The sequence below is a fragment of the Sphingomonas sp. NCPPB 2930 genome (genome assembly GCF_042867205.1).
In the GTDB taxonomy this organism is placed as follows: Bacteria; Pseudomonadota; Alphaproteobacteria; order Sphingomonadales; family Sphingomonadaceae; genus Sphingomonas.
Genome location: NZ_JBHZQU010000010.1, coordinates 33559 through 49169 on the forward strand (window position 1 = coordinate 33559; position 15611 = coordinate 49169).

Genomic DNA, 15611 nt, shown 5'->3' on the forward strand with positions numbered 1-15611 from the left:
AGCCCGCCTGATGCCCTCTCCGCTTCGCCTGATGCTTGCCGCACTGCTCGGATCGACCGCGACCTTGGCCACCGCGCAGGACCGGATCACGGTCGACCTGTCGAGCGACACCGGCGCCTTTCACGGCGGCGCGTCGGGTACGCTCTATGGCCTGTACGATGCGCGGTTGCCGCATCCCAATCTGGTCGAGGGCATCGGCCTGCGCACTGTCTCGACCAAGGCGCAGGACGGGCCGCAGCATCCCGGCGCCGACGCGCTGGAGGTGGCGACGCTGCTGACCGATGCGTCGGGCGGCGACACCTATATCTACATGACCGACATCAACCGCGAATTCCCGTACAACTGGAAGACGGGCGACTGCGCCCAGTCGGTCGCGGCCTATATCGAAAAGCTCCGCGCGCAGGTCCGCCAGGTGAAGGGCATGGCCAAGCGCTATCGCGACCGCATCGTGTTCGTCCCCTATAACGAGCCCGACGGGAACATGTTCGCCGACGGTCCCAAGAGCTGCAACGGCGTGCGCTGGCAGAAGGACCCGACCGTCTTCAACGACGCCTGGGACCGCGCCTATCGCATGATCCGGCAGGAGATGCCCGATGCGCGGATCGCCGGGCCCAATACCAGCATCCTGTTCCCCGAGGTGGAGGGCTTCCTGCGCCACGCCATCGCGGCCGACACGGTGCCCGACGTCATCACCTGGCACGAACTCAGCAACCCGGCGACGGTGCGCACCAGCGTGCGCCAATATCGGCAATGGGAGGACAGGCTGTTCGCCGGGACCAGGTGGCAGGGCCGCCACCTGCCGATCAACATCAACGAATATGCCTATAACTACCACACCTCCGTCCCCGGCCAGATGGTGCAATGGGTCGCCGCGATCGAGGATTCCAAGGTCGATGCCGACATCGCCTATTGGAATATCGACGGCAATCTCAGCGACTCGGCGGTGCAGGCCAATCGCGGCAACGGACAATGGTGGCTGCTCAACGCCTATGCGACGATGAGCGGCCATACGCTGGCGGTCACGCCGCCACACCCCGACCAAAGCTATACGCTGCAGGGGCTGGCGACGCTCGATCCCGCCCGGCGGCAGGCGCGGCTGTTGTTCGGCGGCAAGAGCGGCGACGCGATCGTCGCGCTCGACCGGATTCCTGCGCTGTTCGGCGGGACGGTGCGCGCGCGGGTGCGCGAGATCGGCTGGACCGGCCAGCTGGGCGACGCCACCCCGCCCGACCTGATCGCCGACCGCGTCCTGCCGGTCCGCGACGGGCGGGTGGAGATGCGCTTCGGCCAGGACGGCCTGCCCGCCCTGCGCGAGGAAGCCGCCTATGAGCTGGTCCTGACCCCCGGCCAGGCCGCGCGGCCCGCCGCCCCCACCCTGCCCTGGCGGCAGGATTACGAGGCGGAACAGGCGACCCGCCGGGGCACCGGCCTGACGCTGCGCGGGCCCGAGGGATCGCCCGACAATGTCGATCGCTTCCACACCTCGGGCCGCTATTCGGTCGAGGGATTCGCGACCGGCCATGACGCGGCGCTGGACTTCGCGGTCGATGTGCCGCGCACCGGCCGCTACGACCTGCGGGTGCTGGCCAGCACCTTCAACAAGGACCCGCTGGCGCAGGTGCAGGGGGCGACCAACGTCTTCCTGACCATCGACGGCAAGGCGGCGGGCGAGACGGAGCTGCTGCTGCCGCTGGGCTACAAGCCCTCGGTGCTCGATCATGTCGATACGGTGCTGTCGCTGACTCAGGGGCGGCACGTGCTGACCCTGTCGACGCGCAGCCGGGACGGGCGCCGCCACACCCAGGGCAATGCGCTGGTCGACCGGATCACCCTGACCGCCGCCGATCCAGCGCCGACGACCGCGCTGTACGACGTGCAGGACGCGGTGCTGCACGGCGATCCCGCCCCGGCGGGCGACGGCGTCACCCTGTCGCCGGGGACGAGCGCGACCTTCTGGGTCTATGCGCCGCAGGACGGGCCGATGCGGCTGGCGGCGGATATGCGCGGCGGCACCGCGCGCATGACGGTCAATGGCCGCACGCTGACCGACGGGCGCGCCTTCCTGCTGGGCGGGATCAACAAGGTGGTGGTCGGCGGCGCAGGCGGATCGCCCGTGCTGCGCGCGCTTCGCGTCACCCGCGAGGCTGCCTCCGCCGCCCCGTATCGCTATCAGGCCGAGGAGGCACAGGTCGCCGGAACCGCGCGGATCGGCACCGCCTCGCGCGCCGAGGGCGGACGCGCGGTGTTCGACATCGGCGGCGCGCCCGGCAACGGCAACACGCTGACCTTCCCTCGCGTCATGGCCGACCGGGCGGGCACCTATGCGCTGACCATCCGCTTTTCCAACGACGAACAGTCCAAGGCGACGCATTACAATCCCGACCCGCTCGCCCGGATCGCACGCATCTCGGTCAACGGCGCCAAACCGCTGCTCGCCACCTTCCCCAACAGCTTCCATGCCAACAACTGGTGGGAGATGACGGTGCCCGTCACGCTGCGCGCCGGTGCGAACACGATCCGCATCTCGGGCGAGGAACAGCCCGAATGGGACGGCCGCACCTATGCGTCGCAGACCTGGCCCGGCGTCCTGCTGCGGTCGCGCTATGCCCCCAATATCGACCGCATCACGATCGCGCCAATGCCCGGCCGATGACCTCCCGCGGCTAGGCCCGGCGGAACAGCAACCGTTCCGCCACCCAGTGGAGCGCCGCGCCGATCGCGACGCCCAGCAGCACCTCCTGCGCGCGGGCGAGCGCGGCGGTCAGGATGGTGCCGCCGGGCGGTACGGTCAGCAGGACGATGACCGAGGTCCACATGCACACGCGCAGCTCGGTGCGCAGCCGCGCGACGGCGGCGGTGATCCCCACCGCCACCGCCAGCATCGCCACCGGCCCCGCCCCGTGCAGGATCAGCGCGACCAGCACCGCAACCCCCACCCCGATCACCGTCGCGACGATCCGCCAGCTCAGCGACCGGTGCGTGTCGCCCAGCGTGTCCTGCGACACGACCAGCGCCGAGACGCTGGCCCAGACCGGATGGTCGAGCCCCAGCCGGTTCGCCACCACCAGCGCCAGCACCGCCGCGCCGGTGCAGCGCGCGACGAACGCCACGCTGCGGATCGTGTCCGCCCGCGACAGGCGCTGCCCGACCCAGTCCCTCAGGGCAAGCCGCCGGATCACCGGAAGAGATTGGCCCTGGCCAGTTCGATCACCTCGTCCCCGCGTCCGCTCAGCACCGCGCGCGCGGCGTACAGGCTGAAGCCCTTGACCTGCTCGGCCTGGATCTTGGGCGGCATGATCAGCTCCTGGGTCTCGGTCACGACATCGACCAGCGCGGGCCCGTCATGCGCGAACGCCGCGCGCAGGGCCTCCTCCAAGGCGTCCGAGCGGGTGACGCGCACCCCGAAATAGCCCATCTCGCGCGCGATGGCGGCGAAGTCGGGATTGTGCAGCGACACATTGGTATCGACATAGCCCGCCGCCTTCTGCTCCATCTGGACGAAACCGAGCGAGCGATTGTTAAAGACGACGATCTTGACCGGCAACTTCATCTGCACGGCGGTCAGCATGTCGCCCATCAACATGGTCAGCCCGCCATCGCCCGACAGCGACACCACCTGCCGCGCGGGATACGCCCCCTGCACGCCCAGCGCCTGGGGCAGCGCATTGGCCATCGATCCGTGGTTGAACGATCCGATCAGCCGCCGCTTGCCGTTCATCGTCAGATAGCGTGCCGCCCAGACGGCGGGCGTGCCGACATCGGCGGTGAAGACCGCATCCTCGGCCGCGATCCGGTCGACCAGCCGGGCGACATATTGCGGGTGGAGCGGCTTGTCGCCGTCGCGCGGGGTGGCGAGATCGTCCAGTCCTTTCCGCGCGTCGCGGTAATGCGCGCGCGCCTTGTCCAGGAAGCGCCCGTCGCGCTCGCCCGCGATCAGCGGGATCAGGCCGCGCGCGACCTCGCCGACATCGGCGACCACCCCCAGGTCGAGCGGCACCCGCCGCCCCAGCGCGCTGGGATCGCGGTCGACCTGCACCACCTTCGCCTTTTCGGGATAGAAGTTGCGATAGGGAAAGTCGGTGCCCAGCATCAGCAGCGTGTCGCACTCCATCATCGCGTGATAGCCCGACGAGAAGCCGATCAGCCCGGTCATCCCGACATCGTAGGGATTGTCATATTCGATCCATTCCTTGCCGCGATAGGCATGGACGATCGGGGCCTTCAGCGCCTCGGCCAGCGCGACCACCTCGTCATGCGCGCCCGCCGTGCCCGCGCCGCACAGCAGCGTCACCGCCCTGGATTCGTTGAGCAGCGCGGCGACCTGCCCCAGCGCCTGCGCATCGGGCACGAGGCGCGGCGCGGCAAGGGCGGGGAAGGGAATGGCGCGCGTCTCGGGCGCGGCCTGCAACGCGACGTCGCCGGGAATCACCAGCACCGCGACGCCGCGCTGGCCGATCGCGGTGCGGATCGCACGGTGGAGAATTTCGGGCATCTGCCGCGCATCCTGCACCATCTCGCAGAAATGGCTGCACTCGCGGAACAGCTCGGTCGGATGGGTTTCCTGGAAATAGTTCAGGCCGATCTCGCTCGACGGGATATGCGCGGCGATGGCGAGCACGGGGACGCGATTGCGGTGGCAGTCGAACAGGCCGTTGATGAGATGGAGATTGCCCGGCCCGCAACTGCCCGCGCACACCGCCAGCGCGCCGGTCGCCGCCGCCTCGGCCCCGGCGGCAAAGGCGCCCGCCTCCTCGTTGCGGACATGCATCCAGTCGATCTTGCCCGACTTGCGGAGCGAATCGTTGAACGCGTTCAGGCTGTCGCCCGTCACGCCCCAGATTCGCTCCACACCCGCCTCGATCAGCGTGCGGTTCAAAAGGTCGGCGATCGTCTCGGCCATCTCGCTAGGTCCCTTGCTGTGCCACGGGGACAGGCGGGTCCCCGTTCATGCTGCAGGAGCGAAACGATTGGTGAGCCGATTGGCTTCGTGACGGACGGGTGAAGCTATCGTAACCCTCGCCCGCCCCGCCGCCGGGACGGGCGCGGCCCGCGGACCGGATCAGAACAGCCCGTCATCGTCGTCGTCGAAGGTGACCGCCGCGACCGACGGCGCGGGCACCGCCATGCCGGGCAACAGGAAGTCCGCATGGATCACCCGCTCGCACGCCATGGTGTAGAGGCTTCCCGCCCAGGGCAGCAGCTCGGTCAGCGCGGCGAAATCCTCGGCGGTCAGCGCGCCCGCATCGGCCGCATGACCCTGCTGCCCGGCATAGAGGGCCAGCCCCTGCGCAGCGGTCGCCAGCGTGTCGGCAAAGGCGCGCTGTTCGGCCAGGTCGCTGGCACTCGCCTGGAGCGACGCCAGCACGCGCTGCGCGTCGCCATCGCCCTTGGCCATCACCGCGCTGGAGCTTTCGCAGGCCGCGCGGACCACCGCCAGCGCGTCGTTCAGCGCGCCGCGCGTGCGCACCGTGCCGTCCTGCGTGCTGTCCTGCACCAGATCGATCGCCGCCAGCACGCCGACCAGCCGACCGACCGCGACGCTCAACTGGTCCAGACGGCTGGCGCAGGGGGCGACCTCCTTGGCGATGACCGCGACCGCGCGGCCCAGGGTGCCGTGGCGACGGCACAGCAACTGGGTATTGGTCGAGATGTCCTGCACGCTGGTCGCGATGTTGCGGATCCGGCTGAGCCCCTGGGTCAGATCGGCCAGCGTCCGGCTGACGAAGCCGGTCAGCTCGGCGAGATGCCCGTCGGCGTCGCACAGCTGGTCGGTGACGCTGGTCAGCTTGGCAATGTCCAGTTCCAGCCGGACCAGGATCTGCCCGTCATCGGCATTGTGCGAACCCAGCAGCGTGCGCAGATGATCGGCCAGCGGCCCCAGCCGTTCGAGTGACTGGACGATCGCGACGATCTCCCGCCCGAAATCATCGGCCATCGCCTCCATCTGCGCGGCGGCCAGCCGGGCCAGATGCGCGGCGGCGCCGGGCGGCACCGGCGGCACGTCGCCGATCGTCGCGGGCGCGATGCGGCGCAGGATCGTGATCACATGCTCGGCGCGCTGGCGCACGCTGTCGCCGATCTGGATCGCGCCCAGGATGCGCGCCACCTCGCCCTGCACGGTGCGCATGATGCCCGCCACCTCGTCGGTGGTGCGCATCACCGCGTTCACATGGTCCTGCAACGCATTGGCATTGCCGGTCAGTTCGGACGGCACCGTTCCCCCGGCGCTCGCGCATTCGCGCGCCAGCCGCTGGTCGGCGGCCTGCACCTCGCCGATGACCTGGTTGAACTGGCCCAGATCCTGTTCGATATGGCGCAGCTCGTTCCGGCCGCTGGCCAGCTTCTCGTCCATGCCGACCACGAAGTTCAGGAAGGACGGCTCGCCCGAGGAGGCGATCTTGATGTTCATGCCATAGATGCCGAGCAGCTTCAGGATCATGCCCACTTCGCCCAGCAGCCCGCGCAGCTCGCGCGTGCGGCCGTTCAGCGTCTCGACCTCGACCGCACGGCGCGCCTGGATCATCGGCAGGGTGATCAGGCGATAGGCGACGTCGCGCAGCCGGGTGACGGCGACCCCGGCGGTCTCGGGCGACAACGACTCGCGGATCGCCGCCAGCCCCTGCGCCAGCCCGTCGATAGTGTCGATCGCCGAGGCCAGCGCCTCGCCGGTCTGGCGAAAGGCATCCTCCAGCCCCGTCATCTCGCCTTGCAGATGATCGGCCAGTTCCCCGACCGACGGGGCACCCGGAACAGGTCCCAGGACGGGGGTGGCCAGGGGCGTATCGATCCGTGCCATCAACATGGTATTTCCCCTTCTCAGCGGGCCGTGGCTTGCAGCAGTTCGCGCGCGACGCTGCCCAGCGGGATGATCCTGTCATGCGCGCCGCGCGCGATCGCCTCCTTGGGCATGCCGAAGACGATCGAGGTCGCCTCGTCCTGCGCGAAGGTGCGCGCGCCCGCCTGCTTCATCTCCAGCAGGCCGCGCGCGCCGTCGTCGCCCATGCCGGTCAGGATGATGCCGACCGCATTGGCCCCGGCGTTACGCGCCGCCGAACGGAACAGCACGTCGACCGAGGGGCGATGGCGCGAGACCAGCGGTCCTTCGCGCACCGACACGACATAGCGCGCGCCCTGCCGTTCCAGCATGGTGTGGCGCAGGCCGCCGGGCGCGATCAGCACCCGGCCGCGCATCACCGTGTCGCCGTCCTCGGCCTCCTTGACGTCGACCTGGCACAGCCCGTCGAGCCGCTTGGCGAAAGCGCGGGTGAAGCTCTCGGGCATATGCTGGACGATGACGATGCCCGGCGAATTGGCGGGCAGCGCCTCCAGCACCTCGCGCAGCGCCTCGGTCCCGCCGGTCGACGCGCCGATGCACACCACCATCTCGGTCGTGCGGCTCATCGCGCGGCCGGTCGGCGGCGGCAGGACGGCATCGGCGGTCAGCTTCTGCGCCGGGGCCGTGGTCCGCCCCTGGCGCCGCGCGCCCAGCCGCGCGGTGGCGGCGCCCTTGACCGTCTCGCGGATCATCAGATGCGCCTCGGCCAGATGGTCCGCCACCCCGACGCGCGGCTTCAGGATCACGTCGACCGCGCCGGCCTCCAGCGCCTGGAGCAGCGTCTCCGACCCCTCCTCGACCAGCGACGAACACATGACGACCGGCACCGGGCGCTGCGCCATCAGCTTGCGCAGGAAGGTGATGCCGTCCATGCGCGGCATCTCGACGTCGAGCGTGATGACGTCGGGCACCTCCTCCTGGATGTATCGCGCGGCGGCGAAGGGATCGGCGGCCGCCGCGATCACTTCGATCGCCGGATCGGCGGACAGGATCGCGGTCATCGCCTGGCGGACGCTGGCGCTGTCGTCGATGACGAGGACGCGGATTTTCTTGACCGGCATCAGACGCGCTCGAACACGGTGTTGGCGACCGGGCGCAGCGGCAGCTGGAACCCGGCGATCGATTCCGAATGCCCCAGGAAGATCAACCCGCCGGGCCGCAGACAGGCGACCAGCCGCGACACCACCTTTTCCTGGGTCGGCTTGTCGAAATAGATCAGCACGTTGCGGCAGAAGATGATGTCCATCGCATCGCCCACCGGATAGCGTTCGTCCATCAGGTTCATCTGCGCGAAGCCGATCGCCGAGCGGAGGGCGGGCACGATCCGCATCTCGCCGCGCTTGGGATCGCTCGGCCGCATCACATAACGGTTGCGCAGCGCGGTCGGCACCGGGTCCAGCATCGCCGCCGGATAGACGCCGCGCCGGGCGGTGCGCAGCACCTCGCTGTCCAGATCGGTCGCCAGGATGCCGAAATCGGGGCCGCCCTTGTCCTGGGCATAGGCATCGAGCAGCATCGCCAGCGTATAGGGCTCCGCCCCCGTCGAGCAGGCCGCGCTCCACACCCGCAGCTGGCGCACGCCCTCACGGTGCATCTTGGGCAGCGCGGTATCGACCAGATAGTCGAAATGCTTGGGTTCGCGGAAAAAGTCGGTCTTGTTGGTGGTGACCGCGTTCAGCAGATGCTCGCGCTCCCCCTCCAGATGATTGCCGTCGAACAGCCAGCCGCAATAGTCGCGCAGGCTGGACAGGCCGTTGGCGCGCACCCGGCGGCGCAGCCGCCCCTCGATCATGGTGATCTTGACCGGCGGCAGGCGGATGCCGCACTCCTTGTAGATATAGGCGGCAAGCCGATCGAAATCGCGCGGTTGCAGCGCATCGGTCGTGTCTGCCACGCGGGCCAGATTGCTCAAGGGGTCGGTTCCTGTTCGCCGGAAGGAAAGGGACCGGCCGCCGCGCCGGGCGGCCGGTTGCAAGAAGGATCAGGCCGCCAGGCCCAGAGTCGCCAGCGCGTCGGGCCCGTCATCGGCGCCGAACAGCCGGGCGGGGTCGAGCAGCGCGACGAAGCCCGCCCCGCGCCGCAGGATCGCCTCGATCTGCTGCGACCGCCAGCGGCCGCCGATATCGGGCGAGCCCTCCACCGAGTCGGCGGCGAAGGTGCTGACGTCGAGCACCCGATCGACCACCAGCCCCAGCGCGAGCGGCGCCCCCGCCGCGCCGGTCATGTCCACGACCAGGATCCGGGTCGTCAGCGTCGGTTCGACCGGCGGCAATCCCAGCCGCGACCGCAGATCGACCATCGGCACCGACAGGCCGCGCACATCGGTCAGGCCCAGGAACCATTCGGGCGCGGCGGGCACCCGATAGGCCGGACGATGGTCCAGGATCTCCCGGACCGCGGTCACGGGAAGCGCGAACTCCTCGTCCCCCAGACCGAAGACCACGACCTGGATGTCTCCCCCCGCCGCGCTCATGCCGCGCGTCCGAATTCGGCGTCTTCGCCGTCCGGGCCGCCATTGGTCAGGTCGAGCGCGAAGCCGCGCACCCGCGCCTGCTGGTCGGCGACCGAACCGGGCCGCGAGGACGACGGAGCCTTGGCCCTGACCTTGGCGACGGCCGGGCGCGAGGCCGGGCGGCGATTGTGCGGCGTGCGGGCGGGAGCCCCTTGGCCGATCGTGTCGACCTGGAAGAAGGCGATGCCTTCCTGAAGCTCCTCGGCCTGGCTGGCCAGTTCCTCCGAGGTGGACGAGATCTGCTCGGAGGCCGAGGCGTTCTGCTGGGTCACCTTGTCGAGCTGCTGGATCGCCTCGTTGATCTGGACCGCGCCGATATCCTGTTCGCGGCAGGCGGCACTGATCTCGGCGACCAGCTCGGCGGTGCGGCGGATGTCGGGGACCAGCCTGGTCAGCATCTCACCCGCCTGGGTCGCGGCGGCGACGGTGTCCGAGGACATGCCGCTGATCTCGGCCGCCGCCGTCTGGCTGCGCTCGGCGAGCTTGCGGACCTCGGCGGCGACGACCGCGAAGCCACGACCATGTTCGCCCGCGCGCGCCGCCTCGACGGCGGCGTTCAGCGCCAGCAGGTCGGTCTGGCGGGCGATTTCCTGTACGATGCCGATCTTCTCGGCGATGGTGCGCATTGCCACGACCGCCTTCTGCACCGCCGCACCACTCTGTTCGGCGTCCTGCGAGGACTGGCGGGCGATCTTCTCGGTCTGGGTGGCGTTGTCGGCATTCTGTTTGATGTTGGCGGCCATCTGCTCCATCGAGGCCGAAGCCTCTTCGGCGGCGGCGGCCTGTTCGGTCGCGCCCTGACTCACCTGCTCCGACGAGGAGGACAGCTGCTGGCTACCGCTCGCGACATTCTGCGCCGCCTGGGCGGTCTGGGTGATCGTGTCGCGCAGGCGGCCGGTCATGCGGTTCACCGTGTCGACCAGATCCTTGATCTCGTCATTGCTGCGGACCGACACTTCGTTGTTCAGGTCGCCTTCGGCCACCGCGGACATGGCCTCGCCGACCTTGCGCAGCCCGTTGGACACCAGCAGTGCGATCCACACCGCACCGCAGATCGCGATCAGCAGCGCGACCGCGGCAGTGGTGAACATGGTGGTGCGTGCCGATGCGTAGAGCGCGTCCGACTCGGCATTGGCCTTGACCATCTGCCCCTGGGTGATGATCGCCAGCTTGCCCAGCGTCTCGCTCAAATTGGTGGCGATGGTGCGCCCCTCGGTCATCGAGATCTGCGCGGCCTCGGCATTGCGATTCTCCATCGCCAGGCCGCGCGCCCGCTCGCTGACCGCCTTGTAGGCGCGCCAGTCCTCCAGCGCCTTGGTCCAGACCGGACGCCCCTGCTCGGTGGCGATCTTCAGCCCGCCGTTCAGGCTTTCCTGAATCTTGGCGTCATATTGCGCGAACAGCGCCTCGAAATTGCGGTTCGCCGCCGCATCCTGGCTCAGCATCATGTTCTTTTCGGCGCGAATCGCGCGGCCGATATCGCCATCGGCGGTCAACGAAAGCTGGATACGCTTGGCCGGTCCATCGATGATGTCCGCGATCATGGTGTTCAAAACGTTGATCTTGGAAATGCCGACCCCGACGACCACCGCCAATAGCAACAATACTACCGCGAATGTCCCGGCCAACTTCATCTTGATGGTTGCGCGCATCGTCAGTCCCCGTAAGAACCACCTTTCGAGGTGGTTTCGAATCACCCATAAAATTCCGATCATCAATTAACCGGCAACTGATGAAGGATTGGTTCAGAGCGGATGCTCTTGTGCCGATTTTACGCGGCCTTGCGCGGCGATGGCGTCCGGGAGCGAGGCAATGCGACGCCCCGCCCCCGATACCCCGCCCCCGATGGCGACGTCAGGCGACTCGGCCGAAATCCACATCCTCGCCGTCCGGGCCGCCGCTGGTCATGTCGAGCGCGAAGCCACGCAGGCGCGCCTGCTGGTCGGCCACCGATCCCGCACGTCCGCCGCCGGGCCGCGCCTTGGCCGCCGCCGGACGCGGCGCGGGCTTGCGCACCGCCGACTTGGCCACCGCCGGTCGCGCCTCCTGCGCCACTTGGAAGAAGGCGATGCTCTCCTGCAAATCCTCGGCCTGGCCCGCCAGTTCGGTCGACGTGCCCGAAATCTGCTCGGAGGCCGAGGCGTTCTGCTGGGTCACCTTGTCGAGCTGCTGGATCGCCTCGTTGATCTGGACCGCGCCGATATCCTGTTCGCGGCACGCGGCACTGATCTCGGCGACCAGTTCGGCGGTGCGGCGGATGTCGGGGACCAGCCTGGTCAGCATGTCGCCCGCCTGGGTCGCGGCCGCCACCGTATCCGAAGACATGCCGCTGATCTCGGCGGCCGCCGTCTGGCTGCGCTCGGCCAGCTTGCGGACCTCGGCGGCGACGACCGCGAAGCCGCGTCCATGTTCGCCCGCGCGCGCCGCCTCGACCGCCGCGTTGAGGGCGAGCAGATCGGTCTGGCGGGCGATCTCCTGCACGATGCTGATCTTCTCGGCGATGGTGCGCATCGCGACGACCGCCTTCTGCACCGCCGCCCCGCTGATCTCGGCATCCTGCGACGACTGGCGCGCGATCTTCTCGGTCTGGGTCGCGTTGTCGGCATTCTGTTTGATGTTGGCGGCCATCTGCTCCATCGAGGCCGAGGCCTCTTCGGCGGCGGCGGCCTGTTCGGTCGCGCCCTGGCTCACCTGCTCCGACGAGGAGGACAGCTGCTGGCTGCCCGCCGCGACCAGATCCGCCGCGCCCGACACGTTGATCGCAAAGCTGGTCAGATTGTCGACCAGATTGTTGATCGCATCCTTCATCCGGCGATGATCGCCCTCGCACGCGATCTCGACCCGCTCGAGCAGCGAGCCCGTGCTGACGAGATTGAGCACCCGGTTGCCCTCGCCGATCGGCAGCAGGATCGCGTCGAGCATCCCGTTGATGCCCTGGACCAGACGCGCGAAGTCGCCAGGGAAACGCTGGGCCTCGCCCCGCTCGCTCAGCTGCCCCGCGGTCGAGGCGGCGATCAGCCGCTGGATCTCGCCGATGATCGCCTTGAAATTGGTGCGCAGCAGCTCGATCGTCTCGTTGATAAAGGCCTTCTTGCCGGGCAGCTGCTCCATCGGCGCGTCGAAATCGCCCTCGCCGAACTGCTTGATGCAGGCCATCGCCTTCTTCTTGGCGGCGATATGGTTGGCCACCATGTCGTTGAGGCCCTTGGCCATCGCCGCGAAGTCGCCCTGGAACCGCTCGACCGGCACGAAGACGTCGATATCGCCGCGATCATGCTCGGCCGACATGGTGTTCATCTCGGCGATCAGGCCCTTCAGATTGCCGCGAAGCTGCTCGATCGTGTCGTTGATGAACGCCTTCTTGCCGGGCAGCGGCGCCAGCGGCGCCTCGAAATCGCCCTCGCCCAGCGACTTGACGCAGGCCATCGCCATCTTCTTGACCGCGATATGGCTGGCGACCAGGTCGTTGACCAGGCGGGCGGCGGCGGCGAGGTCGCCGTGGAAATCGTCGACCGGTAGCATCGCGTCGATATCGCCGCGGTCATGCTCGGCGGCCATGTGCGACAGCCGCCGGGTAAAGGCGGCGGCGGGAGACGCCGCCGCTTCGATCATCTCGTTCACCGCGACCAGAATGTCGCGCGCCTTGCCGGTCGCGCCGGTCAGATCGGCCCGCTCCTGCGTCCGCCCCTGGGCGAAGGCGCGCTGCAACCGGGTGATCTCCATCGTGGCGGCATCGACATGCGACGTGGTCTTGAGCGAGGCATGGAAACGCATTTTACTGTTCCTAAGAGGTTATGTTCTTGAAAAAGGAAGCGGGGCGGTATCGATCGATACCGCCCCCGAAAGTCAGGCCGCCGCCGCAAGGGACATGGGGCCGTCCAGATCGTCCGCCGCGAACAGCCGACCGGGATCGAGCAGCGCGACGAAGCCCGTGCCGCGCCGCAGGATCGCCTCGATCTGCTGCGATCGCCATCGGCCGCCGACACCGGGCGAATCCTCGATCATGTCCGCCGCGAAGATGCTGACGTCGAGCACCCGGTCGACGACCAGCCCGAGCGAGAGCGGCACGTCCCCCGCCCCGACCAGGTCGACGACCAGGATGCGGGTCGTCAACGTCGGCTCGACCGGCGAGAGGCCCAGCCGCGCGCGCAGGTCGACCATCGGCACCGACAGGCCGCGCACATCGGTCAGCCCCAGGAACCAGTCGGGCGCGGCCGGCACCCGATAGGCCGGACGATGGTCCAGGATCTCGCGGACGCTGGTCACGGGAAGAGCGAATTCCTCCTCCCCCAGCCCGAAGACCACGACCTGGATGTCGCCGCGCGCGCTCATGCCGCGCGTCCGAATTCGGCGTCCTCGCCGTCCGGGCCGCCATTGCTCAGGTCGAGCGCGAAGCCGTGCGCGCGGGCCTGCTGGTCGGCAACCGACTGGGAACGCGGCGCGGGCTTGGCCTTTCGGGCGGCGACCCGGCGATCGGCCGGCTTGGCGGCACGCGACGATCGGGCCGCCCCGGCGCGGTCGCGGTCATCCACGTTGAAGTAGGAAATGCTCTCCTGAAGCTCCTCGGCCTGGCTCGCCAGTTCCTCCGAGGTGGACGAAATCTGTTCGGCGGCCGAGGCGTTCTGCTGCGTGACCTTGTCGAGCTGCTGAATGGCGCCGTTGATCTGGACCGCGCCGACATCCTGTTCGCGGCACGCGGCGCTGATCTCGGCGACCAGCTCGGCGGTGCGGCGGATGTCGGGGACGAGGCGGCTGAGCATCTCGCCCGCCTCGACGGCAGCGGTGACGGTGTCCGAGGACATGCCGCTGATCTCGGCCGCCGCCATCTGGCTGCGCTCGGCCAGCTTGCGGACCTCGGCGGCGACGACCGCGAAGCCGCGACCATGTTCGCCCGCGCGCGCCGCCTCGACCGCCGCGTTCAGCGCCAGCAGATCGGTCTGGCGGGCGATTTCCTGCACGATGCCGATCTTCTCGGCGATGGTGCGCATCGCGACGACCGCCTTCTGCACCGCAGCACCACTCTGTTCGGCGTCCTGCGACGACTGGCGTGCGATCTTCTCGGTCTGAGTGGCGTTGTCGGCATTCTGTTTGATGTTGGCGGCCATCTGCTCCATCGACGCCGAGGCTTCCTCGGCGGCGGCGGCCTGTTCGGTCGCGCCCTGGCTCACCTGTTCCGACGACGACGACAGCTGCTGGCTGCCGCTCGCGACATTCTGTGCCGCCTGGGTCGCATCGCCGACGACGCCGCGCAGACGCTCGACCATCGTGACCAGCGCATGGCCCAGCCGGTCCTTGTCGGACAGCGGCTTGGGCTGGACGGTCAGGTCGCCCCCGGCAATCTCCCCGGCGATGGCGGCGATCCCCTCGAAGCTGCGGCGCAGCGCGTCGAGATTGGCGTTCAGCTGATCGGTGAGGCCGCCGAAACGCTGGGTCATGCCGACCGTCGTGTCGCCCTTCGACACGGCGTCCAGCACGCCCGAAATCTGGTCGAACGCGCCCTCGACCGCGCCGACGCTGCCCTGCATCTGCCCGATCTCGTCGCGGCGATTGGTCGCCAGCGGCTCGGCGATGCGGGCCAACGCCTGGGACAACAGGCCGATGGGGCGGGCGATCGTGCGGGTCATCAACAGGCCGATCGCGACCGCCGCCAGCACGCTGGCCGCCATGCCGATCCAGATGGCCAGGGTGATCGTCGAGAAGGCGTCCCGCTGCGCCTCCTGCCGCTGGGCGAGCAGGGTGCGTTCGGTGGCGACCAGTTCGCCGACCCGGCCACGCAGCTGGTCCATCGCCGCCTTGCCCGCACCGCTACTCTCCAGCGCGCGCGCGCTTTCGCGGGTTTCGGGATGCGCCATCAGGCGGATGGCCTTTTCGGCGACATCGTTATGCCAGCTTTCCGCCAGCCGCCGGATATCGTCCAGCCGCGACTGCTGCGCCGGATTGTCGCTGGTCATCGCCTTGACCTCGGTCCAGGCATGCGAAAAATCGGTCCAGCCCTTGTGATAGGGCTTCAGGAAGTCATCGTTGCCCGACACCAGATAACCGCGATAGCCGGTTTCCTGGTTGACCATGTTGGTGACGATATCGTCCGCCGTGGCGATGACCTTATAGGTATGCTCGTTGATCTCGGTGGTCGATTTGACCTTGCCCGCATTGGACAGGATCACCCCGTCGACGCCGACCGTAATCGCGATGATCGCGCCCAGACATAATGTCAGCTTCTTCGATATCGACAGATTGTTGAACAGCGTCAGCATGGTGATGTCC

General features: G+C 68.7%; 11 protein-coding genes. 1 reads left to right on the forward strand and 10 read right to left on the reverse strand.

Annotated elements, in window-relative coordinates; genetic code table 11:
* Positions 1 to 10 precede the first annotated feature (10 nt).
* Positions 11 to 2653, forward strand: a complete 2643-nt coding sequence (locus ACFX59_RS12420) for a cellulosome protein (protein ID WP_387432589.1) — start codon at positions 11 to 13, stop codon at positions 2651 to 2653.
* A 10-nt stretch (positions 2654 to 2663) separates the two neighbouring features.
* On the opposite strand, the gene ACFX59_RS12425 is transcribed toward ACFX59_RS12420, so the two are convergent.
* The 10 genes from ACFX59_RS12425 to ACFX59_RS12470 all read right to left on the reverse strand — a co-directional run bounded on the left by ACFX59_RS12425 (position 2664) and on the right by ACFX59_RS12470 (position 15601).
* Positions 2664 to 3179, reverse strand: coding sequence for an FUSC family protein (locus tag ACFX59_RS12425; protein ID WP_307102404.1), 516 nt, complete (start codon positions 3177 to 3179; stop codon positions 2664 to 2666).
* Entirely contained in the window at positions 3176 to 4900 is a 1725-nt protein-coding gene (gene poxB, locus ACFX59_RS12430; protein WP_387432591.1) for a ubiquinone-dependent pyruvate dehydrogenase, read from the reverse strand. Before poxB ends, ACFX59_RS12425 begins: the two co-directional genes overlap by 4 nt.
* 159 nt (positions 4901 to 5059) lie before the next feature.
* On the reverse strand, positions 5060 to 6802 hold the full coding sequence (locus ACFX59_RS12435; RefSeq protein ID WP_387432592.1) for a hypothetical protein: 1743 nt from the start codon (positions 6800 to 6802) through the stop codon (positions 5060 to 5062).
* 14 nt (positions 6803 to 6816) lie between these two features.
* The gene (locus tag ACFX59_RS12440) at positions 6817 to 7896 is read right to left on the reverse strand and encodes a chemotaxis response regulator protein-glutamate methylesterase (RefSeq protein ID WP_309699585.1); all 1080 of its coding nucleotides are present in this window, start codon (positions 7894 to 7896) and stop codon (positions 6817 to 6819) included.
* Positions 7896 to 8747 carry a protein-glutamate O-methyltransferase CheR gene (locus ACFX59_RS12445; protein ID WP_309691934.1) on the reverse strand — a complete coding sequence of 284 codons (852 nt, stop codon included), beginning with the start codon at positions 8745 to 8747 and terminating at the stop codon, positions 7896 to 7898. The genes ACFX59_RS12440 and ACFX59_RS12445 overlap by 1 nt, the downstream gene beginning before the upstream one ends.
* Before the next feature lie 69 nt (positions 8748 to 8816).
* Positions 8817 to 9308, reverse strand: coding sequence for a chemotaxis protein CheW (locus ACFX59_RS12450; RefSeq protein ID WP_387432594.1), 492 nt, complete (start codon positions 9306 to 9308; stop codon positions 8817 to 8819).
* On the reverse strand, positions 9305 to 10999 hold the full coding sequence (locus ACFX59_RS12455; protein WP_387432595.1) for a methyl-accepting chemotaxis protein: 1695 nt from the start codon (positions 10997 to 10999) through the stop codon (positions 9305 to 9307). Before ACFX59_RS12455 ends, ACFX59_RS12450 begins: the two co-directional genes overlap by 4 nt.
* 202 nt (positions 11000 to 11201) lie before the next feature.
* The gene (locus ACFX59_RS12460) at positions 11202 to 13121 is read right to left on the reverse strand and encodes a methyl-accepting chemotaxis protein (RefSeq protein WP_387432597.1); all 1920 of its coding nucleotides are present in this window, start codon (positions 13119 to 13121) and stop codon (positions 11202 to 11204) included.
* A 72-nt stretch (positions 13122 to 13193) separates the two neighbouring features.
* Positions 13194 to 13679, reverse strand: coding sequence for a chemotaxis protein CheW (locus ACFX59_RS12465; RefSeq protein ID WP_307102387.1), 486 nt, complete (start codon positions 13677 to 13679; stop codon positions 13194 to 13196).
* Positions 13676 to 15601: a CHASE3 domain-containing protein gene (locus ACFX59_RS12470; protein ID WP_387432599.1), complete on the reverse strand. Its 1926-nt coding sequence runs from the start codon at positions 15599 to 15601 to the stop codon at positions 13676 to 13678. The genes ACFX59_RS12465 and ACFX59_RS12470 overlap by 4 nt, the downstream gene beginning before the upstream one ends.
* Between the last annotated feature and the right edge of the window lie 10 nt (positions 15602 to 15611).